18 protein-coding genes and 3 pseudogenes are annotated in these 21,569 nt (G+C 71.3%); 13 read left to right on the top strand and 8 right to left on the bottom strand.

Annotated elements, in window-relative coordinates:
- Positions 1-5 precede the first annotated feature (5 nt).
- The 3 genes from U6N30_RS24195 to U6N30_RS24185 form a co-directional block, all read right to left on the bottom strand.
- Positions 6-236, bottom strand: a complete 231-nt coding sequence (locus U6N30_RS24195) for a hypothetical protein (protein WP_324274284.1) — start codon at positions 234-236, stop codon at positions 6-8.
- Positions 237-294: 58 nt separating this feature from the next.
- A complete protein-coding gene (locus U6N30_RS24190) occupies positions 295-912 on the bottom strand; it encodes an ABC transporter permease (protein ID WP_324274283.1) in 618 nt (205 codons plus the stop codon).
- 289 nt (positions 913-1,201) lie between these two features.
- Entirely contained in the window at positions 1,202-1,636 is a 435-nt protein-coding gene (locus U6N30_RS24185; RefSeq protein ID WP_324274282.1) for a hypothetical protein, read from the bottom strand.
- Between the two features lie 177 nt (positions 1,637-1,813).
- Between U6N30_RS24185 and U6N30_RS24180 the strand changes: the two genes are divergently transcribed.
- From U6N30_RS24180 to U6N30_RS24170, 3 genes are read left to right on the top strand one after another with little or no spacing between them, the layout of a single operon-like run.
- Positions 1,814-2,722 carry an N-acetylmuramoyl-L-alanine amidase gene (locus U6N30_RS24180; RefSeq protein ID WP_324274281.1) on the top strand — a complete coding sequence of 303 codons (909 nt, stop codon included), beginning with the start codon at positions 1,814-1,816 and terminating at the stop codon, positions 2,720-2,722.
- The gene (locus U6N30_RS24175) at positions 2,719-3,996 is read left to right on the top strand and encodes a hypothetical protein (RefSeq protein ID WP_324274280.1); all 1,278 of its coding nucleotides are present in this window, start codon (positions 2,719-2,721) and stop codon (positions 3,994-3,996) included. Before U6N30_RS24180 ends, U6N30_RS24175 begins: the two co-directional genes overlap by 4 nt.
- Positions 3,997-4,046: 50 nt before the next feature.
- A complete protein-coding gene (locus tag U6N30_RS24170) occupies positions 4,047-6,302 on the top strand; it encodes a hypothetical protein (RefSeq protein WP_324274279.1) in 2,256 nt (751 codons plus the stop codon).
- Between the two features lie 44 nt (positions 6,303-6,346).
- Here U6N30_RS24170 and U6N30_RS24165 read toward each other — a convergent pair whose 3' ends face one another.
- From U6N30_RS24165 to U6N30_RS24145, 5 genes and pseudogenes are all read right to left on the bottom strand, one after another.
- A complete protein-coding gene (locus U6N30_RS24165) occupies positions 6,347-7,789 on the bottom strand; it encodes an acetyl/propionyl/methylcrotonyl-CoA carboxylase subunit alpha (protein ID WP_324274278.1) in 1,443 nt (480 codons plus the stop codon).
- An 83-nt stretch (positions 7,790-7,872) separates the two neighbouring features.
- Positions 7,873-8,088, bottom strand: a pseudogene (locus U6N30_RS35720) (biotin carboxylase N-terminal domain-containing protein); the annotation flags it as partial.
- Positions 8,089-8,192: 104 nt separating this feature from the next.
- Positions 8,193-8,711 carry a Maf family protein gene (locus tag U6N30_RS24155; protein ID WP_324274277.1) on the bottom strand — a complete coding sequence of 173 codons (519 nt, stop codon included), beginning with the start codon at positions 8,709-8,711 and terminating at the stop codon, positions 8,193-8,195.
- 85 nt (positions 8,712-8,796) lie between these two features.
- Positions 8,797-9,012: an acyl-CoA carboxylase subunit epsilon gene (locus tag U6N30_RS24150; RefSeq protein ID WP_324274276.1), complete on the bottom strand. Its 216-nt coding sequence runs from the start codon at positions 9,010-9,012 to the stop codon at positions 8,797-8,799.
- A pseudogene (locus U6N30_RS24145) lies at positions 9,009-10,691 on the bottom strand (acyl-CoA carboxylase subunit beta). The gene U6N30_RS24150 and the pseudogene U6N30_RS24145 overlap by 4 nt, the downstream one beginning before the upstream one ends.
- Positions 10,692-10,733: 42 nt before the next feature.
- Here U6N30_RS24145 and U6N30_RS24140 point away from each other — a divergent pair.
- The 10 genes and pseudogenes from U6N30_RS24140 to U6N30_RS24095 all read left to right on the top strand — a co-directional run bounded on the left by U6N30_RS24140 (position 10,734) and on the right by U6N30_RS24095 (position 21,235).
- Positions 10,734-12,218, top strand: a complete 1,485-nt coding sequence (locus tag U6N30_RS24140) for a biotin--[acetyl-CoA-carboxylase] ligase (protein WP_324274275.1) — start codon at positions 10,734-10,736, stop codon at positions 12,216-12,218.
- Between the two features lie 76 nt (positions 12,219-12,294).
- Positions 12,295-12,966 (top strand): annotated as a pseudogene (locus U6N30_RS24135) (metallophosphoesterase family protein); the annotation flags it as partial.
- 472 nt (positions 12,967-13,438) lie between these two features.
- Positions 13,439-16,399: an SMC family ATPase gene (locus tag U6N30_RS24130; protein WP_324274274.1), complete on the top strand. Its 2,961-nt coding sequence runs from the start codon at positions 13,439-13,441 to the stop codon at positions 16,397-16,399.
- A 147-nt stretch (positions 16,400-16,546) separates the two neighbouring features.
- Positions 16,547-16,699, top strand: a complete 153-nt coding sequence (locus U6N30_RS24125) for a hypothetical protein (protein WP_324274273.1) — start codon at positions 16,547-16,549, stop codon at positions 16,697-16,699.
- A gap of 2 nt (positions 16,700-16,701) precedes the next feature.
- Positions 16,702-17,040 (top strand): hypothetical protein, encoded by a 339-nt coding sequence (locus U6N30_RS24120; protein WP_324274272.1) that lies wholly within the window; start codon positions 16,702-16,704, stop codon positions 17,038-17,040.
- Between the two features lie 32 nt (positions 17,041-17,072).
- Positions 17,073-18,515, top strand: coding sequence for a hypothetical protein (locus U6N30_RS24115; RefSeq protein WP_324274271.1), 1,443 nt, complete (start codon positions 17,073-17,075; stop codon positions 18,513-18,515).
- Positions 18,516-18,600: 85 nt separating this feature from the next.
- Positions 18,601-19,494 carry an NAD(P)/FAD-dependent oxidoreductase gene (locus U6N30_RS24110; RefSeq protein ID WP_324274270.1) on the top strand — a complete coding sequence of 298 codons (894 nt, stop codon included), beginning with the start codon at positions 18,601-18,603 and terminating at the stop codon, positions 19,492-19,494.
- Between the two features lie 17 nt (positions 19,495-19,511).
- Positions 19,512-19,739 (top strand): hypothetical protein, encoded by a 228-nt coding sequence (locus U6N30_RS24105; protein WP_324274269.1) that lies wholly within the window; start codon positions 19,512-19,514, stop codon positions 19,737-19,739.
- Positions 19,726-20,811, top strand: a complete 1,086-nt coding sequence (locus U6N30_RS24100) for a glycosyltransferase family protein (protein WP_324274268.1) — start codon at positions 19,726-19,728, stop codon at positions 20,809-20,811. The genes U6N30_RS24105 and U6N30_RS24100 overlap by 14 nt, the downstream gene beginning before the upstream one ends.
- A 70-nt stretch (positions 20,812-20,881) precedes the next feature.
- A complete protein-coding gene (locus U6N30_RS24095; RefSeq protein ID WP_324274267.1) occupies positions 20,882-21,235 on the top strand; it encodes an NAD-dependent epimerase/dehydratase family protein in 354 nt (117 codons plus the stop codon).
- The last annotated feature ends 334 nt before the right edge of the window (positions 21,236-21,569 follow it).

Raw genomic sequence — 21,569 nt, 5'->3', positions numbered from 1 at the left:
GCCGGTCAGAGCTCCTGTGCGAAGTTGCCCTCGAGCCGCGCGAAGACCCGCTGGGCTCCCCACAACAGCGCCAAGGAGATGGCGAGGGCGATGCCCAGCCGCAGTGGCATGTGGTCGGGGAAGGGCTCGTTGGCTCCGGCTGCCCACATGCCTCGCTGGAACGCGAGGATGGCGAGGGTGACCGGGTTCGCCAGGTACAGCTCCTCCAGCCAGCCGCCGCGCAGGAAGCTGGTCACGAAGCTGAACGAGTAGACGATGGGGAGGCCCAGAAGAGGATGAGGACGACGATCTCGATCAGGTGCTGCACGTCGCGCAGGTAGACGTTGACCGCCGACAGCAGGATCGCCAGCGCCGTCGCGAAGACCAGGACCAGCACGATCGCGACCGGGACGTAGAGGAGCTTCTGCGACCAGGGAAGCTGCCGACCACCACCGTCGCCGCGATCAGCACCCCGAACTGGATCGCGAAGTTGAAGATCGCGGCACCGACGGTGCTCAGCGGGAAGACCTCGCGCGGCAGGTACACCTTCTTGATCAGGCCGGAATTGGCCACGATCGATCCGGCCCCGCCGCTCACGGTCTCGTTGAACAGGGCCCACATGGTGAGCCCGGCGAACACGAAGATGGCGAACTCGGGGATGGCCCGCGCGGCTCCGAGGAACTTGCCGATCACGACGAAGTAGATGAGCAGCTGGGCGACCGGCTTCACCAGGCTCCAGACGAAGCCCAGCGAGCTGTTCTTGTACCGGGCCCGCAGCTCCCGCCGGACGAGCAGGATCAGCAGCTCGCGGTAGCGGTGGATGTCCCGCAGCGACGACGACGTCCCGGTCACCAGCCCCTGCTGGGGTCCGACCGGCTTGAGCTCGAGCTGGTCCAGTCGCGCCAGACGCTCCTGGGCGTCGCTGTCCTGCATGCGTACGTACCGTCTCTCGTTCGATGTGCCCGTCCGGGCGCACGGTGGCTCACGGGAGCGGTGCCCGCTCACGCCACCGGCAGCCGATCCTAACGCCGCATGGGTCCGAGCCGGTGGCACCGAGCGGGGCCGGGTCCTGACGGACTGATCCGTCCCACTCGGCAGAACCTCACAATACGGTAACCCTACGCCACGCCGGACACACACAGGGTGTTCGACTGAAGGACCTCGAGCGGTCAGGATGGGCGGCGAATCTCGTCTGCGCTCCCGCCGTGGATCCCGTCGACCCTCATCGGAGCAATCCCGTGCGCCGCATCCTCGCGTGCTTCCTGGCCTTCCTGGTAATGACCGGCACGCTCCTCACGTTCAGCGTGCTCACCAAAGGCGACCCGAAGCCGATCCCGACGGCCATCGAGGAGATCGAACTGGGCTCGGTCACCGACCCGGCACGGGATGCCGTCGTCAGTGATGACGCAGAGGTGCAGGCCAGCCGGTCGGCGTCGCCGACCGCAGGGTCGACTGCACCGCCCGTGCCGACGTCCTCCGCCGGTGCCTCGTCGCCGGGGGCCGGGAACGAGGTCCCGTTGTCCGGTGAGGAGGTGCCGGGTCGTCCGGTGCTCACCGTGAGCCGCCCCGACGTGGCCGAGTTCGCCAGCGTGGGTGTCACGTGGCGGCAGGACCCGGCCGTCATCGACGTCGTCGCCCGGATCCGGGTCAAGAACACGAGCGGGAACTGGGGTCCGTGGACCACCCTCGAGCGTGACGAGGCGGTCCAGCGGACGTCCGCGGAGACCGCCGACCATGTCGTCAGGGACGGGACGGCGCCCTACTGGACCGGTCCGGCCAGCGGCATCGACGTGGTCGTCCAGGGCACCGACGGCGCCGCCCCCAGGACGTCCGGGTGGCGCTCCTGGACCCGGGCAGCGGCCCGGCGGACGCGCTGGGAGGGCCGGCTGCAGCCTCGACGACGGCCCATGCAGCCGGGACGATGCCGCGGGTACACAGCCGCGCCGAGTGGGGCGCGGACGAGTCCATCCGCTTCTGGGACCCGGAGTTCCCGTCGACGATCAAGGCCGCCACGATCCACCACAGCGCCGACGGGAACAACTACACCGCGGCGCAGGTCCCGGCCATGCTGCGGTCGATCTACGCGTACCACACGCAGACGCGAGGCTGGGGCGACATCGGTTACAACGTCATCGTCGACAAGTTCGGGCGCATCTTCGAGGGTCGCTACGGAGGGCTGACGTCCACGGTCGTCGGCGCCCACGCCGGCGGGTTCAACACCTTCACCTTCGGCGTGTCCATGCTGGGCAACTACGACCTCGTCCAGGTGCCCCAAGTCACGGTCAACGCCGTCTCCGAGATCATTGCCTGGAAGCTCGGCCTGTACGGCGTCGATCCACGAGGCAGCACGGTCCTCACGTCCGGCGGCGGCGGGACGGCGAGGTACGCCGCCGGGCAACGCGTCACACTCCCGACCGTCTTCGGGCACCGGGATGTCGGCAGCACCGCCTGTCCGGGGCAGTACGGCTACGCGCGACTCGGGGAGATCCGGGAACGCGTGAACGCCCTCGTCGGGGCCGTCGGTCGCACCCTGCTGCGGACGCCCGAGTCGGCCGCGGTCTACGTCGTGTCCGGGACGCACAAGTACCCGGTCGAGGACCTCGGGACCCTGGCAGCACTCGCCCCTTGGGGTCCGTGGGCTACGTGTCGAAGCAGTACCTGGACGGATTCACCACGGGCCCGCGTCAGCACCGCGTGGTGCGTGCACCCACAGGAGCGATGTACTTCCTGGACGCCGGGATGAAGTTGCAGTTCTCCTCGTGCGGGCAGGTGACCGATTTCGGTGGATCCTGCGACGAGCTCGTCAACTGGGAGCAGTCGCTCATCGACGCCGTGCATACCGGGCCGATGATGACGTCGTTGTACCGGACGACCACCGGGAAGGCGTTCTTCGTCCAGGGTGGGGTGAAGCGGGAGGCGGTGGATGACGCGGCGCTGGTCGCGGCGGGGATGCCGACGGTCGGTGTGACGCTGCTGGAAGCGGGTGTGGCGCATGTGCCCTATGGGGTGCCGGTCACCCGCCCGGGTGTGGCGCTGCGGAACCGGTCGACCGGTGGCATGACTCTGAGCGTGGGTTCTGACTTCGTGTCGGTGGCCGAGCCGGTGCGGGTGGTGTCGGCGTTGCGGGGGCTGCCGGTGCGGCTGCTGGACGATGTCAGCTTGCGTCAGCTGCCGCGGGTGGGGGTGCCGGGGGCGATCGTCCGGGAGGCGGGTGGGTCTGGGGTGTTCCTGCTGACCGAGGCCGGCAAGTGGCACCTCACCGATCCGGCGATGCTGCCTGCGGCGCCGCCGGAGATGCCGGCGTCGGTGCTGGGGTATTTCCCTGATGCGGGGACGTTCAGCGGAGCTGGGTTCGTGAAGGGTTCGGCCAGTGGCACGGTGTACGTGTTGCGGGAGGGTAAGCGGCGCAGCGTCTCGTCCTGGCCGGATCTGGTCGCGCTCAACGGCGGGGATCCGGCGCCGAGTTTCCTGACCATCGATCAGCGGGTGGCCGATCTGTTGCCGGCGGGTCCGGCGCAGCTGGGGCCGGGTGCGTTGGTGTTCTCGCCGCGCAGCCCCACGGTGTTCTTCGTCAACGGCCGGTCCGAGCTGATCCCGGTGGGGTCGTTCAGCACCACGCTGGAGCTGGGTGCGACGCGGCTCGTGCAGGTGGGTGACGTGGACGTGGCCGCCTACACGGTGCGCAACTCCGGCATCGGGACGGCGATCGACTGCGGCGGCACCCGCTACCTGGGGCTGGGCGGCAAGCTGTACCGGGTCGGTACGGACGCCGCCGCCCACTACACCCTGTACGACACGGCCGTGGACCCGGCGGCGTGCGCGGCGCTGCCCAAGGCAGCGATCGACCTGACCCGCTTCCTGCGGGCGGCCGACGGGACGATCTTCTACATGGAGAACGGCCTCAAGCGGCCGATCCGCTCCATCGAGGCCTGGGTCGCCCTCGGCGGCACCTCCGTCAACACCATCCAGGCGACGGCCTCCGCGCTCTCGCTCATCCCGACCGGAGCGCCGCGATGACGTCGACAGCACCCCGGCGTCGTTACGTCCGGTCCGCCCAGGTCCTCGTCATGGCCCTGATGGCGGGGGCGCTGATGCTGGGGGTCGGCGGTGAGCCCCGGGCCACCGCTGCACTCGCAGCGGACTTCGACCCCGGCAACCTCATCAGTGACAGCGTGTTCTTCAACCCGACCACGATGACGGCGCACGAGGTGCAGAGCTTCCTGTCCAACCGCGGCGCCGCCTGCGTCGCCGGGGAGCAGGCCTGTCTCAAGGACTACACGACCACCACGGGGGCGCGCGTCCCGGACGGGCTGTGCCAGGGATATCAAGGCGGACTGGTGCAGTCCGCGGCGCAGATCATCGCCGGCACGGCGCACAGTTGCGGCATCAACCCCCAGGTCCTCCTCGTGCTCCTCGAGAAGGAGCAGCGGCTGGTCACGCGGACCAAGCCCACGAACACCAACTACCGCTCGGCGGTGGGGTTCGGCTGCCCGGACACCGCGGCATGCGACGCCCAGTACTACGGGTTCTTCAACCAGGTCTACTCCGCAGCCCGGCGGTTCCAGGACTACGCAGCCCGCCCCGGGAGCTTCCGGCACAAGGCCGGCCAGGTGGCCCAGGTGTACTGGCACGAGGACCTGGATCGCTGCGGCTCGGGGCCGGTGCTCATCGCCAATCAGGCCACCGCAGGTCTGTACAACTACACGCCGTACCAGCCCAACGCGGCATCGTTGAACAACCTCTACGGCACCGGCGACTCGTGTAGCTCCTACGGCAACCGGAACTTCTGGCGGATGTTCACCGACTGGTTCGGTGACCCGCGCGCCGGGAGCCACCTGGTGAGGACCGCACAGGACCCGTCCGTGTACGTGGTGTCGGGAGCGAACAAGCATCTGATCCCGGACTACGGGACACTGGAGGCCGTGGCCCCGTTAGGGTCGGTCGGGTTCGTCTCGCAGCAGTACCTCGACCGCAGGACCACCGGGCCGCGGATGAGCCGCGTTGTGCACGCGCCCACGGGCGGGGTGTTTTTCCTTGATGCGGGGATGAAGTTGCAGTTCCCGTCGTGCGGGCAGGTGGCTGACTACGGCGGGTCCTGCGATTCCCTGGTCCGGCTGGAGCAGCCGCTGATCGATGCGTTCCATACCGGGCCGATGATGACGTCGTTGTACCGGACGACCACCGGGAAGGCGTTCTTCGTCCAGGGTGGGGTGAAGCGGGAGGCGGTGGATGACGCGGCGCTGGTCGCGGCGGGGATGCCGACGGTCGGTGTGACGCTGCTGGAAGCGGGTGTGGCGCATGTGCCCTATGGGGTGCCGGTCACCCGCCCGGGTGTGGCGCTGCGGAACCGGTCGACCGGTGGCATGACTCTGAGCGTGGGTTCTGACTTCGTGTCGGTGGCCGAGCCGGTGCGGGTGGTGTCGGCGTTGCGGGGGCTGCCGGTGCGGCTGCTGGACGATGTCAGCTTGCGTCAGCTGCCGCGGGTGGGGGTGCCGGGGGCGATCGTCCGGGAGGCGGGTGGGTCTGGGGTGTTCCTGCTGACCGAGGCCGGCAAGTGGCACCTCACCGATCCGGCGATGCTGCCTGCGGCGCCGCCGGAGATGCCGGCGTCGGTGCTGGGGTATTTCCCTGATGCGGGGACGTTCAGCGGAGCTGGGTTCGTGAAGGGTTCGGCCAGTGGCACGGTGTACGTGTTGCGGGAGGGTAAGCGGCGCAGCGTCTCGTCCTGGCCGGATCTGGTCGCGCTCAACGGCGGGGATCCGGCGCCGAGTTTCCTGACCATCGATCAGCGGGTGGCCGATCTGTTGCCGGCGGGTCCGGCGCAGCTGGGGCCGGGTGCGTTGGTGTTCTCGCCGCGCAGCCCCACGGTGTTCTTCGTCAACGGCCGGTCCGAGCTGATCCCGGTGGGGTCGTTCAGCACCACGCTGGAGCTGGGTGCGACGCGGCTCGTGCAGGTGGGTGACGTGGACGTGGCCGCCTACACGGTGCGCAACTCCGGCATCGGGACGGCGATCGACTGCGGCGGCACCCGCTACCTGGGGCTGGGCGGCAAGCTGTACCGGGTCGGTACGGACGCCGCCGCCCACTACACCCTGTACGACACGGCCGTGGACCCGGCGGCGTGCGCGGCGCTGCCCAAGGCAGCGATCGACCTGACCCGCTTCCTGCGGGCGGCCGACGGGACGATCTTCTACATGGAGAACGGCCTCAAGCGGCCGATCCGCTCCATCGAGGCCTGGGTCGCCCTCGGCGGCACCTCCGCCAACACCATCCAGGCGACGGGCTTCGCCCTGGGGCTCCTCCCCACCGGGACGCCTTGGTGACAGGGGTGATCCCCGTCGGAGTCTGACGGACGAACGACCGTCCGTCAGGCTCCGGGTGTCCTCGGGTCAGGATCCTCGCCCGCCGCGTCGGCGATGGTGCAGATCACCGCACCGCTGGTCACCGCGGCGCCGACCTCGGCGTCCAGCCCGGAAATCGTCCCGGCCTTGTGCGCGGTGATGGGCTGCTCCATCTTCATCGCCTCCAGGACGACGACCAGGTCGCCGGCCTCGACGGTGGCCCCGTCCTCGACGGCGACCTTGACGATGGTGCCCTGCATGGGCGAGGTCAGGGAGTCCCCGGAGGCGCCCGACCCGCTGCCGCCACCGCCGCGCTTCCGCGGCTTGGCCGCGGCGCCCGGGGCGGGTCCGCCCGCGGCCAGACCGGCCGGCAGCGAGACCTCCAGCCGGCGTCCGCCGACCTCGACGACGACGGTCTGGCGCGGCGTCTCCTCGTCCTGCTCGGCCGGCGCGGCGCCGTAGGGGGCGACCTGGTTGTCCCACTCGGTCTCGATCCACCGCGTGTGCACGGTGAACGGCTCGGTCGTGAAGGCCTCGTCCCGGACGACGGCGCGGTGGAAGGGGATCACCGTCGGCATGCCCTCGACGACGAGCTCGTCCAGGGCGCGCCGGGCGCGCTGCAGCGCCTCCCCGCGGGTGGCGCCGGTGACGATCAGCTTGGCCAGCATGGAGTCGAAGGCCCCGGCGACCTCACCGCCGGTCTCGACACCGGAGTCCCACCGCACGCCCGGGCCCTGCGGGATCTCCAGGCGCTGCACCGGGCCGGGGGCCGGCATGAAGTTGCGGCCCGCGTCCTCGGCGTTGATCCGGAACTCGATGCTGTGCCCGCGCGGCGTCGGGTCCTCGGTGATCTCGAGGGCCTCGCCGCGGGCGATGCGGAACTGCTGACGGACCAGGTCGATGCCGCTGGTCTCCTCGCTGACCGGGTGCTCGACCTGCAGGCGGGTGTTCACCTCCAGGAAGGAGATGGAGCCGTCGACGCCGACCAGGTACTCGACGGTCCCGGCGCCGTGGTAGCCGGCCTCGGCGCAGATCGCCTTGGCCGAGGAGTGGATCCGGCCGCGCTGCTCGTCGGTCAGGAACGGGGCGGGGGCCTCCTCGACCAGCTTCTGGTTGCGGCGCTGCAGCGAGCAGTCGCGGGTGCCGACCACCACCACGTTGCCGTGGGTGTCGGCCAGCACCTGCGCCTCGACGTGCCGCGGCTTGTCCAGGAACCGCTCGACGAAGCATTCACCGCGACCGAAGGCCGACACCGCCTCCCGGACGGCGGAGTCGAACAGCTCGGGGATCTCCTCGATGGTGCGGGCCACCTTGAGCCCGCGGCCGCCGCCACCGAACGCCGCCTTGATGGCGACCGGCAGCCCGTGCTCCTCGGCGAAGGCGACGACCTCGTCGGCGCCGCCGACGGGGTCCTTGGTGCCGGGGACCAGCGGGGCGCCCGCCTTGGTGGCGATGTGCCGGGCCTGCACCTTGTCACCCAGGGCGATGATCGCCGCGGGGAGGGGCCGACCCAGATCAGCCCGGCGTCGATGACCGCCTGGGCGAAGTCGGCGTTCTCCGACAGGAAGCCGTAACCCGGGTGGATCGCGTCGGCGCCGGACTTCTCCGCCGCGTCCAGGATCTTGTCGATCACGAGGTAGGAGTCGCCGGGCGTGGTGCCACCCAGCGCGAACGCCTCGTCGGCGACCCGCACGTGCAGCGCGTCCCGGTCGGGCTCGGCGTAGACGGCCACGCTGGCCAGGCCCTCGTCCTTGCAGGCGCGTGCCACGCGGACCGCGATCTCACCGCGGTTGGCGATCAGGACCTTCTGCACCGGTGGAACTCCCTCGTCGAGTCGAGCGGTCGGACTGTGGTTCGGGGTGGAGCGGCTGGTCAGCGGCGCCAGAGGTCGGTGATGGCAAGGCCGCGCTTGGCCAGCTGGGTGCGCAGCACGGTCAGCGACAGGCCGACCACGGCCGCCGGGTCGCCCTCGACCCGGCGCACGAACGGCGCACCGAGGCCGTCGAGGGTGAAGGCACCGGCCACGGCCAGCGGTTCGCCGGTGGCCAGGTAGGCCTCGATCTCCGGCGGCGTCGGGGTCGTGAAGTACACGACCGTCGAGGCGACGGCGATGTCCCGGCCGACGACGGCGCCGTCCTGGACGTCGAAGAGCGCCTGCCCCGTGTGCAGGACGCCGGACCGGCCGCCCATCCGCTGCCAGCGGTCCCGGGCCTCGGCGGCGTCGGCGGGCTTGCCCAACGGCCGGCCGTTGAACTCCAGCAGCGAGTCCGCGCCGATGACCAGCGCGTCCGTCTCCTGCTTGGCTACCGCGGCGGCCTTCGCCGCCGCGAGGAGGGCGACCTGCTCGGCCACGCGCGGGGCGTGGACGGTCGATTCGTCGACCTGGCTCACGACGACCTCCGGCGCCAGGCCGGCCTGCCGCAGCAGGGACAGCCGGGCGGGGAGGCGGACGCGAGGACGAGCCTGCGGTCGCTCCTCATGCGGACCTCCCGGCCGCTCGCCAGCCGCCGTGGCCGGCCTGGAGCGGACGACGGTGCCCGTCGGCGTAGGAGGCCCAGGCGCCCACCGGCGTCGGCCGGCGCCGGGTGCGCGTCTGGGAGAGCGCCGCGACGACGACGGTCAGCGCCGCGAGCTCCTCGGCCGTGGGGGAACCGGACACCACCCGCAGGAGGGGACGCGCTTCCTCGCTCACAGCGGGATGTTCCCGTGCTTCTTCGGCGGGAGCGTCTGGCGCTTGTTGGCCAGTACCCGCAGGGCCTTGGTCACCTGCACGCGCGTCTGCGACGGCGGGATGACCGCGTCCACGTAGCCGCGGTCGGCGGCGATGTAGGGGTTGGCGAGGGTGTCCTCGTAGTCGGCGATGAGCTCCGCGCGCCTGGCGTCGGGGTCCTCGGCCGCGGCGAGCTCCTTGCGGTACAGGATGCCGACGGCGCCCTGGGCCCCGACGACGGCGATCTGCGCGCTGGGCCAGGCCAGGTTGACGTCGGCACCCAGGTGCTTGGAACCCATGACGTCGTACGCGCCGCCATAGGCCTTCCGGGTGATGACGGTGACCTTGGGGACCGTGGCCTCGGCGTAGGCGTAGATGAGTTTGGCGCCCCGCCGGATGATGCCCTCCCACTCCTGCGACGTCCCGGGCAGGAAGCCGGGGACGTCGACGAAGGTGAGCACCGGGATGTTGAACGCGTCGCAGGTGCGCACGAACCGGGCGGCCTTCTCGCTGGCGTCGATGTCCAGGGTGCCGGCGAACTGCGTCGGCTGGTTGGCCACGATCCCGACCGGCCGGCCCTCGATCCGGCCGAAGCCGATGAGGATGTTCGGCGCGAACAGCGGCTGAACCTCGAGGAACTCGCCGTCGTCGAGCACGTGCTCGATCACGGTGTGCATGTCGTAGGGCGTGTTCGCCGAGTCGGGGACGAAGGTGTCGAGCTCGAGGTCGGAGTCGGTCAGCGCGTTGGGCAGCACCGTCTCGACCGGCGGCATCTCGATCGCCGGCAGCGGGTCCAGGTTGTTGCTGGGCAGGTAGGACAGCAGCGCCTTGACGTAGTCGAGGGCGTCGGTCTCGTCCTCGGCCAGGTAGTGCGCCACCCGGACTTGGTGTTGTGCGTGCGGGCGCCGCCGAGCTCCTCGAGCGTGACGTCCTCGCCGGTCACGGTCTTCACCACGTCGGGGCCGGTGATGAACATCTGGCTGGTCTTGTCGACCATCACGATGAAGTCGGTGAGCGCGGGGAGTAGACGTGCCCGCCGGCCGCGGGGCCCATGACCAGGGAGATCTGCGGGATGACGCCCGAGGCGTGGACGTTGCGCCGGAAGATCTCGCCGTAGAGGCCGAGGAGACCACGCCCTCCTGGATGCGGGCGCCACCACCCTCGTTGATGCCGATGACGGGGCAGCCGTTGGACACGGCGAAGTCGAGGATCTTCACGATCTTCTCGCCGTACACCTCGCCGAGGCTGCCGCCGAAGACGGTCACGTCCTGGGAGAAGATCGCGACCGGACGGCCGTCGACGGTGCCGTAGCCGGTGACGACGCCGTCGCCGAAGGGACGCTTGGCGTCCATGCCGAAGTTCGTCGAGCGGTGCCGGGCGAACTCGTCGAACTCCGTGAACGAACCCGGGTCCAGCAGCGCCTCGATCCGCTCGCGCGCGGTCATCTTGCCCGCGGCGTGCTGCTTCTCCACGGCGCGCTCGGAGCCGGCGTGGGTGGCCTCCTGGACCCGCCGCTCGAAGTCGGCAAGCTTCCCGGCGGTCGTGTGGATGTCGATGTCGCCGGGGACGTTCTCCCCGGCGCTCTCGAGCTCGGCGGCACTCACGCGTTGTCTCCTCGCTGGCGCTCGTCGGCCGCACGTTCGCGGCAGTGCTGTGCACATCGGTGATCCCGCAAGCGCGATCACGGGCCGTAGCGTAAGGGAGTGCCCGACACGCCCTCATCCCGATGGTCCGATCTGGAGCGCCCGGCGCTCGACGGACCCGCCCTGTCCAGCGCACTCACCCGGGACAGCGAGCTGTGGCGGAGCCTGCGGGTGATTGCCGAGATCGGGTCCACCAACGCGGAGCTGGTGGCCGCCGCGGCAGCGGACGAGCCCGAGGGCGTGGTGCTCGTGGCCGAGCACCAGGTCGCCGGCCGCGGCCGGCTGGACCGGATCTGGACCTCCCCGCCCCGCGCCGGTCTCACCGTCTCGTTCCTGCTGCGCCCCGACGTGCCCGCCGCCCGTCGTGGCTGGCTGCCGCTGCTCGTCGGCGTGGCCCTGGCGGAGGCGGTGGGCGAGGTGACCGGCGTCCGGGCGTCGCTGAAGTGGCCGAACGACCTGTTGGCCATGGACGGTCTCAAGCTGGCCGGGATCCTGGCCGAATCCACGAGCTCGCCCACCGGGCCGCCCGCCGTCGTCGTCGGCGTCGGGCTCAACGTGTCCACGACGTCGGACGAGCTGCCCGGCACCGGCACCTCCCTGTCCCGGATCACCGGGGCGACCGTGGACCGCGGCCCGGTGCTCCTGGCCTTCCTCCGTGCGGTGGAGCGCCGCTACCGGCCATGGACTGCGGCCCTCGGCGACCCGGTCGCCTCGGGCCTGGCACGGGACTACCTCGCGTGGTCCTCGACCGTCGGCGCCGACGTCGCCGTCAGCCTGCCCGACGGCTCCACCCTGGAGGGGACGGCCACCGCGGTGGACTGGGACGGACGCCTGGTGGTGGCGACGGACGGGGGCAGGTCGAACTCGCGTCCGGCGACGTGCGGCACGTGCGCCGGGTGTGACGCGGGAGGTGGTCCCCGTCCGCAGCGGGCCGCAATCACCGGCGACGTCCTCGACCTGGGTCATCCTGGCGGCATGCCCTATCCGGACAAGCTGCTCGCCGGGGACGAAGAGGTCGTCCGGCACCTGCACCCGCACTGGACGACGATCTTCTGGCCGGTCGTCCGGCTCCTGCTCGTCGTCGGGGCCACCTCGTTCGGCCTGGCCGCGATCCCGGAGGGCCGGCAGCAGGGCATCGTCCGCATGCTCGTCCTGGCCGTCGCGCTCGTGCTCCTGCTGGCCCTGGTCCTGGTCCCGCTGCTGCGCTGGCGGACGACGCACTACGTGGTGACCACCCACCGGCTGCTCTTCCGGGAGGGGATCCTCGCCCGTCGCGGCCGCGACATCGGGCTGTCCCGCATCACCGACGTCTCCTACACGCAGCGTCTCTGGGACCGGGTCGTCAACTCCGGGACGATCACCATCGAATCGGCTGGGGACAGCGGCCCGACGGTCCTGCGCCAGATCCCCGACAGCGACGGTGTCCAGCAGCTGCTCAACCACATGATCGAGGAGGACGCCGACCGGAGGGCGTACGAGAGCGCCGGCTACGTCCTCGGCGACCACTACGGGCTCGGCGGCACGGCTCCTCAGGAGTATCTCTGACCCGTCCGGTCGTGTGACCGTTCCGTCACGGCGCGCCTGGGCCGGTTCTGTCGGAGGCGCCGCCTACCTTCCGCTCATGCGCCTGCTGCACACGTCCGACTGGCACATCGGTCGGACCCTGCACGGCACCGAGCTGCTCGCCGAGCAGGAGGCGGTGCTCAGCGGACTGGGACGCGTCGTCGCGGCGGAGTCGGTGGACGTCGTGCTGGTCGCCGGGGACGTCTACGACCGCGCCGTCCCGTCGGCCGACGCGACGGCGGTGCTCGACCGCGTGGTCGGGCGGCTGCTCGCCGCAGGCGCCGCCGTCGTCATGACGCCGGGCAACCACGACTCGGCCCGCCGGCTGGGCACGTTCTCGGGGCTGCTCTCGGCCGCGGGACTGCACGTCCGAGCCTCGACCGGCCGGCTGGACGAGCCAGTCCTGGTGACCGACGAGCACGGCGAGGTGGCCGTCTACGGTCTGCCGTTCCTGGAACCCGACGTCGCCCGGCACGAGCTGGGGATCAGCGGAGCGCGGAGCCACGAGGCGGTGCTGAGCGCGGCCATGGAGCGTGTCCGGTCTGACCTGTTCCTGCGTCCCGGAGTTCGCTCGGTCGTGCTCGCGCACGCGTTCGTGGGCGGCGGCGTGGCCAGCGAGAGCGAGCGCGACATCTGCGTGGGCGGTGTCGACCTCGTCCCGTCATCGGTCTTCGACGGGGTCGACTACGTGGCGCTCGGCCATCTGCACCGCCCGCAGACGCTGACCCCGCGGCTGCGCTACAGCGGCTCGCCCCTGGCCTACTCCTTCGGGGAGGCGGGGCAGCAGAAGCAGGCCTGGCTGGTCGAGCTGGACGCCCGAGGCCTCGCCGCGGTGCGACCCGTCCACCTGCCGACCCCGCGGGAGCTCACTGTCCTGACCGGCACCCTGCCCGAGCTGATGGAGGACCCGGCGCACGCGCGGGCAGAGGAGCACTTCGTCTCTGCCCGGCTCACCGACCCGATCCGGCCGGTGGATCCGATGCGGAGCCTGCAGGGGCGGTTCCCGCACTGCGTGCACCTGGAGTGGGCCGGCGCCGGAACCGCCGTCGACGGACGCAGCTACCAGGAGCGGCTGCGCGGTCGCAGCGACCTCGACGTCGCCGCGGAGTTCGTCGGGCACGTCCGGGGCTCGGCCCGAGCTCCGCCGAGCGGGACCTGCTGGCCCGGGCGCTGGGCGCCGCCCACCGGGAAGAGGTTCGCCGGTGAGGTTGCACAGCCTGTCCCTCACCGCGTTCGGGCCGTTCGCCGGCACCGTGGAGGTGAACTTCGACGAGGTCGGTCGCGACGGCCTCTTCCTCCTGTGGGGTCCCACCGGCGCGGGCAAGACGACCTTGCTCGACGCCGTGGTGTTCGCTCTCTACGGCACGGTTCCCGGCGCGCGGGGCGAGGAGAAGCGGCTGCGCAGCGACCACGCCGCGACCGCGATCCGCACCGAGGTGTCCTGCGAACTGACCCTCGGTGTCGAGCGCCTGCGGGTCGTCCGTCGTCCCGAGCAGCAGCGGCCCAAGAAGCGGGGCGAGGGCGTCACGACCGAGCAGGCCCGGCTGACCGTCCAGCGGCTCACCGACGGGGGCTGGGAGCCGGTCAGCACGCGCATCGACGAGGGCTCCGAGCACCTCCGCACCCGACTGGGCCTGGATGTGCACCAGTTCTGCCAGGTGGTCCTGCTGCCTCAGGGCGACTTCGCGCGGTTCCTGCGCGCCGAGCCCGAGCACCGTGGTGAGCTCCTGCGAACCCTGTTCGACGTCGGGCGGTTCGCCTCCGCCGAGGAGTGGCTGGCCGACGAGCGCGCGACGGCGCGCGAGCGGGTGGCCGTCCAGCGGGCGCGGGTCAGCACACTGCTGGCCCGCGTGGCGCAGGTTGCCGACGTCGATGTCCCGGAGGCGCTCGCCCCTGAGCTGGTGGGCGGGGGTGGCGGACATGCCGTCGGCCCATGGGTCGACCGCGTCCGGACGACGGCAGGAGCACGACTGGCCGAGGCGTCCGTGCGCGCCGAAGGAGCGGCCACCGACGCAGGCCAGGCGGATGGCGAGCTCGCTGCCGCGCGGGCACTCGCCGACCGGCACGACCGCCGTGAGCAGGCCATCGTTGAACTGGCAGCACTGATGGACCGGGAACGCGAGTTGATCGCGCTGCGTGCCGAGCGCGACGCCGGGCGCCGCGCGGAGCCGCTCCGCGACTGCCTGGAGTCCGCCGGCCGGGCGGCGGTCCTGGCCGAGCAGGCCGTGGCAGCGGTGGGCCGGGCCAACGTGGCGTGGGCCGACGTGGCTGCTGGCCGCGACGCTGACGACGAGCTGGTGCGGGAGCTGCGGGACGAGGCGGCGGCTGCCCGGGCACTGCTCCCCGAGGTCGATCGGGCCCGGGAGCTGCAGCGGCGCATCGAGGCGCTCGGCCTGCGCATCGTGCGGCTGACCACGGCGTGCGAGCGCGCCGCCCGGACGGCGGAGTCCTGGCCCGCGAGGCTGGCCGAGCAGGAGGACCGGGTCGTGCGGGCGCGCGCCGCAGCGGTCCGGCTCCCGGCAGAGCTGGAGGCCGTCGCCGCGGCGACGGCGGCGATCGAGGCGACCCGGACCGCGGACCGTCTGGAGGCGCGCCTGGCCGAGGGCCGCCGCACCGTCCAGGAGCGTCGCGAGGCGTGGTCAGGAGCGCGGGAGGACTGGCTCGATCTGCGGGCACAGCGGCTCGACGGCATGGCTGCCGAGCTCGCCACCCGGCTCACCGACGGTGGGGACTGCCCGGTCTGCGGGGCCACCGAGCACCCGCGGCCGGCTACGCACACCGGACCGGTCGTGTCCACGGCAGACGAGGAGGCGGCGCACACCGCTGCCGAGACAGCAGAAGCCGCGCTCATGGCCGCATCGGGCGAGGTGGACCGGCAGGAGCGCGACCTCGCCGCGCTCCGCGCCCGCGGAGGAGAAGCGCCCGTGTCCGAGCAGTCCACTGCCCTCGGAGGGCTGCGGGCGTCGGCACGCGAGACCGAGGACCTGGCGCGGACCCTGACCGCCGCCGAGGCCCTGCTGGCCGATCTGCTGGCCGAGCGCCAGGCCGCGGCCGGCCGTCTGGCCGCCGACCGCGAAGAGTTGGGCGCGCGCACCGCCGAGCGAGAGGCCCTGACCGGCACGCTGACCGAGCTCGAGCGGCGGTTGGATCTGGCCCGCGGCGAGGACCCCGACCTGGATACGCGCGTCGTGCGGCTGAACGACACGGTGGAACGCTGCCAGGCGCTGGTCCAGGCCGTCGCCGAGGAGGCGCGCAGCGGCGAGTCGGCGGCGACGGCACTGCAAGCCGCGGAGGAGCGCGCCGGGGGCGCGGGCTTCCCGGACGTCCTGGACGCCGGCGCCGCGCTGCTCGAGACGGGCCGGCTCGCCGCGCTCGACCGCGAGCTCGACGGGCACGATCGCCGGCTGGCGGTCGTCCGTGGTCGGCTCGCCGAACCCGACCTCGCCGGGTTGGAGCAGCGCCCGGACGTCGCGGAGCTCGAGGAGCGATGCGCCGCGATCACCCGCCGGCGCGAGGACGCCGTGTCAGAGCTCGAGCGGGCCCGCCGGTGCTCCCATGCGCTCGACGTGCTCGCCGGCGACGTCATCTCGGCCGAGACCGAGCTGGCGGAGCAGCGCGCCTGGGCGGACCAGGTGACCGCACTCGCCGACCTGGTCACCGGCCGCGGTTCCAACACGTTGCGGATGCGGTTGCAGTCGTTCGTGCTGGCCGCCCGGCTTGAGCAGGTCGCCGAGGTGGCGAGCCGCCGGTTGCTCGAGATGTCCGGCGGCCGCTACACGTTCCTGCACAGCGACGCCCACGCGCGTCATGGCGCCCGCGGCGGCCTCGGGTTGGACGTCTTCGACGAGTACACAGGGTGCCGCCGGCCCACGAAGACGCTTTCCGGCGGAGAGGGCTTCATGGCGTCACTCGCCCTGGCCCTCGGCCTGGCCGACGTGGTGACCGCGGAGACCGGCGGCGTGCAACTTGACACGCTCTTCGTCGACGAGGGTTTCGGTAGCCTCGACCCGCAGGCCCTCGACGCGGTCATGACCGTGCTGGACGAGTTGCGCCGGGGCGGCCGCACGGTAGGCGTGATCAGCCACGTGGAGGAACTCCGTACCCGGATCCCGACACGCGTCGCGGTCGTCGCAGGGCGTAATGGATCGCGACTCGCCGGGTAACCGACAAGTCGACAAGTAGCTCACTTTCAGCACTTGCTCCGGTACCGTCGGTTTCCGACGCCCGGGGCGAACCGTTCCGTCGCACTCACGGTGCAGAAGCCGTGCAGGCCGCCGCTCAGCGGCTCCGGCGTCCGGAATGGGGAGATCGTGACCGCAGCAATGTCCACGGGTGCCGCTTGGCTTCTGGCCGTCCGGCGTCAGTTCCAGCGCCGGGTGGTGGCGTACCCGGCTGCGGCCCTGGTGGTGCTCGCCGTCTCGGTGATCACCATCCTCCTGCGGCGTGGCATTCCCCGGAACTGAACATGTCGAGGTTCGACGGGCTGCTCTACGCCCGGCAGGCCGCAGCCCTTCTCGCGGACGGCTGGATGGGGCCCTACAACAGCACGGCGATGGCCAAGGTGCCGGGCTACCAGCTGTTCACCGCTGTCAGCACGGGCATGGGCATTCCCGTGAAGGACGCCGAACAACTGGTCGTCATCGCCGCCGCACTGTCGGTGGCCCTGTGCATCCTTCTGGTCACCAAGCGACTGGCCTGGGCCCTGGGGGCTTTCGTCTTCGGCGCCTTGGACCCCTCTTCTTCAGCAGCCCGGCCGGCGACCTCCTCCGTGACTCCTTCTTCGCCTCCCTCACGATCCTCGTAGTCACGTCACTGTTCCTCACCGGCTACCTCCTGGTGTTCCGCCGCTCGGTCGCCTGGTCCCTGGTCGCGGCAACGGTGGCCGGACTCCTGCTGTCCGCCTACCTGCTCACCCGCGAAGAAGGCATCTCCGTCGTCCCGATGGCCGGCGTCGCCCTCCTCGCGGCACCTGCGCTGTTCCTGCTCAGGTCGAAGGCCTGGCGCGGCGGGGAGTTGGGTCGCAGGATGCTGCGCTCGAGCGCCCGCGTCCTGCCGATCGCCCTCGTCCTGGGCGTCACCGTGGCTACCCCGATGCTCGTCGTGAAGGACAAGAACGAGGAGGTGTACGGGGTCGCATTGACCAACGACCTGTCGGAGGGTGCTTTCCTCGACGCCTACGCTCAGTGGCAGCGCGTGGATGTCGGCCCGGTCGTCTTCCGCCACCCGCTCACGCCGTCCCAGCGCCAGGCTGTCTACGAGATCAGCGAGACCGCGCGGCTGCTCGAGCCGATTCTCGAGGACCCGGCGAACGAGTGGCGGATCCACGGATGCGAGACGCCGCCTGACTGCGACTACGGGGGCGGCTGGTTGCCCTGGGCCCTGCGAGAGGCAGCAGCGGCCGTGGGTGCCTACGGCAGCGCAACACAGGCCAGCAACTTCTTCGGCCAGATCGCGACCGACATCGACGCAGCCTGCACGGACGGCACGCTGACCTGTCGCACGAAGCTCCCGGCTTCCCTGCAGTCGCTCCAGCGCGTGAGCGTGACCGATCTGGGCCGCGGCTACCTCCGCCATGCAGGCGCCCTGCTCACCTCGCAGGACATGTACTTCCACTCTGCGGCCGTGAAGCCCGCGCCGGATGAATGGCGCGGGGAGTTCGCGGCGGTCATGCCGTCCGCGCCGGCCACCGCGGCGGAGGCCGAGCAGCGCCAGGCCAGTTTCGATGCGCACCGGTGGCCGTACGACGTCCTGGACCTGGCCTACACGGTGCTGCTTCCGCTGGGCTTCCTCCTCGGAGTCGTCCTCCTCGCCCGCACCACCCTGACGCGAGCGGGCCGCAGGAGCGCGGGGCCGCTGACCGCCCTGGCCGCCATCCTCCTGTTCGCGATCCTGGCGCGGCTCGGGCTCGTGGCCATCGTCGAGGCAGCAGAGTTCGCAGCGCCGGTGCGCTACATCTACCCGGCCCACACCCTGCTGGTCGCCTTCGTGGTGGTCTCGGTCGTCGACGGCCTGAGGTTGCTCGATCGAGGGTGGTTGCGTCGACGCGGGCACACGACGTTCCGCCGCGGCCCGGCCGGCCCCGTCCAGGCGGACTCCGCGTCGTCCGAAGCAGAGTCGTCCGAGCGGGAGTTCCCCACGTCCGGGGCGCCCGAGCACGATGTTCCCACGCGCGAGGTGCCTGCCGGGCGGTCGCCGGAGCCCGTGAGTGCCTTCTCCCCTGATCGCTCACCCGGCGGCCGGGAGCCCGTCGAACGGCTCCGCCCGGGGCCATGCCCGTGACTGGTGTGACTCGAGTGAAGAGTTGTGATTCAAGCGTTGTCGAGGTCTTCAGTTGATCTCGTTCGCCACTTAGAGTGAGAGAGTAATGACGCAGAAGATAGGGCCGGGGATCGGGCGCGGGCCCGGTGTCCGTTCGACCCTCCGGCGACGGTCGCGCGCGGTGGTCGTGGGCGGGGGCTTCTACGGCTCGTCGCTCGCTGCGCACCTCGCGCGAGGTGGAGCGGACGTCACACTGCTGGAGGCTCGTTCGGATCTCCTGGGAGGCGCGAGCTACTTCAACCAGGCCCGAGTTCACGGTGGTTACCACTACCCGCGGTCGCTCCGCACGGCCGGGCGCAGCCAGGCGAGTTACCTGGAGTTCATGGCGCGCTACGACTCCTGCGTCCTCGACGACTTCATGTGCATCTACGCGGTGGCTCGAGGCTCGCTGACGAACGCCCGCAAGTTCCGCCGGGTGATGGACTACGTCGGTGCCCCGTTGATGGACGCGCCGGCCTCCGTCCGCCGTCTCTTCAACCCGGCCACGATCGAGGCCTCGTGGGTCACTCGTGAGGCGGTCTTCGACGCGGTGAAGCTGCGGGAGTTCGTCCGCGGGGACCTGGCCGACGCGGGGGTCGGGGTGCGCGTGGCCACCCGCGTGGCTTCCGTGCAGGAGAGCGCCGAGGGTGCGTCCGTCCTGTTGGAGAGCGGCGAGACGATCCCCGCCGACCGCATCCTCGTCTGCACCTACGGGGAGTCGATCGACTCGCTGCCGATGGGCGTGGGTTACTCCGGGTTGCACTGCGAGCCCTGTGAGATGGCCCTCGTCGACGTCCCGGACGCACTGCGCGGGAAGGGCGTGACCGTGATGGACGGCCCGTACTTCTCCCTGATGCCCTTCCCGTCGACGCCGTTCCACACCCTGAGCCACGTGCGGTACACGCCGCATGGCTCGCACCCTCCTACGAGCAGGCGGCAGCTGCCTTGCGGTCGGGGCTGACCAGCCGGGCCGATCGCATGATGCGCGACTCCGTCCGCTACCTCCCCGTTCTGCAGGGCGCCGTGCACAGGGAGTCGATCTGGGGCGTCAAGGCCGTGCCGGCCCGCAGGGACGGCGACGACGCGCGACCCATCGTGATGCGCAAGTCCGGTGGGGGCCGCGTGATGTCCCTGCTCGGAAGCAAGATCGACAACATCGGAGACGCACTCCGAGTAGCAGAGGAGCACCTTCGTGACGCTGTTTGAGACCGAGTCCCAGTTCACCGAGACGCAACGGCGTGCTGACCGGTCGGAAGTCGTCGTGCGTACGCCGGCGCCGTCCGGGCGCAAGGGCACGTTCGTCAGCGTCGTCGTCGTCGCAGAGCCCGACGCTCCGTGGGTCGAGGGCGAGCTCGCCACCCTCGACAAGGCGCTGTCGGAGGTCTACCCGGTCCACGAGATCGTCCTCGTGCTCCCTGGTTCGCGTGGTCGCATCCCATGGGCCCGTGGCCTGGCCGAGCGGCAGGCCAACTTGCAGGTGCTCGGCCTGCTGCACGGTGTCAGCGATGAGGTCGCCTACACCGCGGGCCTCGACGGCGCGCTCGGCGATGTCGTCGTGACCGCTCGGCTCGGCGTCGACCGTCCGTGGGACATCGTGCGCTGCGCCTCGATGGTGACCGACGAGAACGCTGTGGTCGTCGGTGTCGACGCTGCCGGCAAGACCGGCCGGCGCCTGGCCGTCCGGGCCGGTCGCGCATTGGCGCGCCGCAGCATGGGTGAGGACATCACCTCGGTCAGCCTGGGTCTGCGGGGCTACAGCCGTGCGGCTCTGGACGCCTGGCTGCCTCGCCGGGACCGGGATCGCGTTCTGCGCATGCTGCCGACCATCTCGGGCTACCCCAGCACGGAGATGCACTACTCGACGGGCGCACGAACCCGTTCGGCGACCGCCACGGGGACCAAGCAGGTCCTGCGAGCCATGTTCTACTCCAGCTCGCGTCCCCTGCGGTTCGCCGTCGGCATCGCGCTCGCGGCGAGCCTGGCGAACATGCTCTATGCGCTGTACGTCGTCGCCGTCGGTCTGTTCAGAGGTGCGGTCGAGGGCTGGACCTCCATGAGCCTGCAGATGAGCCTCATGTTCTTCCTGCTCAGCGTCGTCATCGCGATCATGGCGGAGTTCATGTACCAGTCGAACGAGACGGCCAACGAACGACCCATCTACCGGGTGGCGTTCGAGGCGACCAGCTCGGTCCTCGAGGCCCGGGACATGCTCAACGTGGAGGCCGAGGCGACGGCGGTCCAGTCCCCGGCGGCCGACCTCCACACCCTGGCATCGTGACGACCCCCGTCGCGCTCTCGTCGGCTGGACCGGATTCATCGGCGGAGCGCTCGTCCCGCACGTGCGTCCGGTGGCGAAGTTCCGCAGCACCGACATCGAACTGCTGGCCTCCGCCGACGTCGACGAGATCGTCTGTGCCGGCGCGCCCGCCGAGAAGTGGAAGGCCAACGCCGACCCGGATGCGGACTGGGCCGGCATCACGCGCCTGATGGAGGCACTGGACGCCAGCCGAGCGTCGAGCTGCGTGCTGGTCTCCACGGTCGACGTCTACGCCGCCCCCGGGGTGCTGACGAATCCGTCGCGGCCGACACCGACCAGGAGCAGGCCTACGGGCGGCACCGGGCCCGTCTCGAGGAGTTCGTCCGAGGGCGGTTCGCCGACGTGCTCGTCGTTCGGCTCCCGGGCATGTTCGGGCCTGGGCTGAAGAAGAACCTGGTCTACGACCTCGTCCACCAGCCGGAGGCGCGCTTCGCACACGAGGCGTCCAGCTTCCAGTTCTACGACGTCCGCGATCTGTGGGGCCACGTGCTCCTCGCACGGGACGCCGGCCTGTCGGTGGTCAACCTCGCGACCGAACCGGTGGTCGCGGCCCAGGTCGCACAGGAGTCCTTCGGAATCGCCTACGCGTGCGACGACCGCCCCGTCGTCCACTACGACCTGCGCACCCGGCACGCCGCCGAGCTGGCCGGGCGTGACGGCCCTACCTCCGGTCGGCCCCCGAGGTGCTGGCCGCGGTACGCGCATGGGCCGCGCCGGAA

Origin of the sequence: Blastococcus brunescens (assembly GCF_035320885.1) — a bacterium.
Taxonomy (GTDB): Bacteria; Actinomycetota; Actinomycetes; order Mycobacteriales; family Geodermatophilaceae; genus Blastococcus_B; species Blastococcus_B brunescens.
The sequence above is the reverse complement of the archived record's forward strand: the minus strand, read 5'-3'. Positions and strand labels throughout refer to the sequence as shown.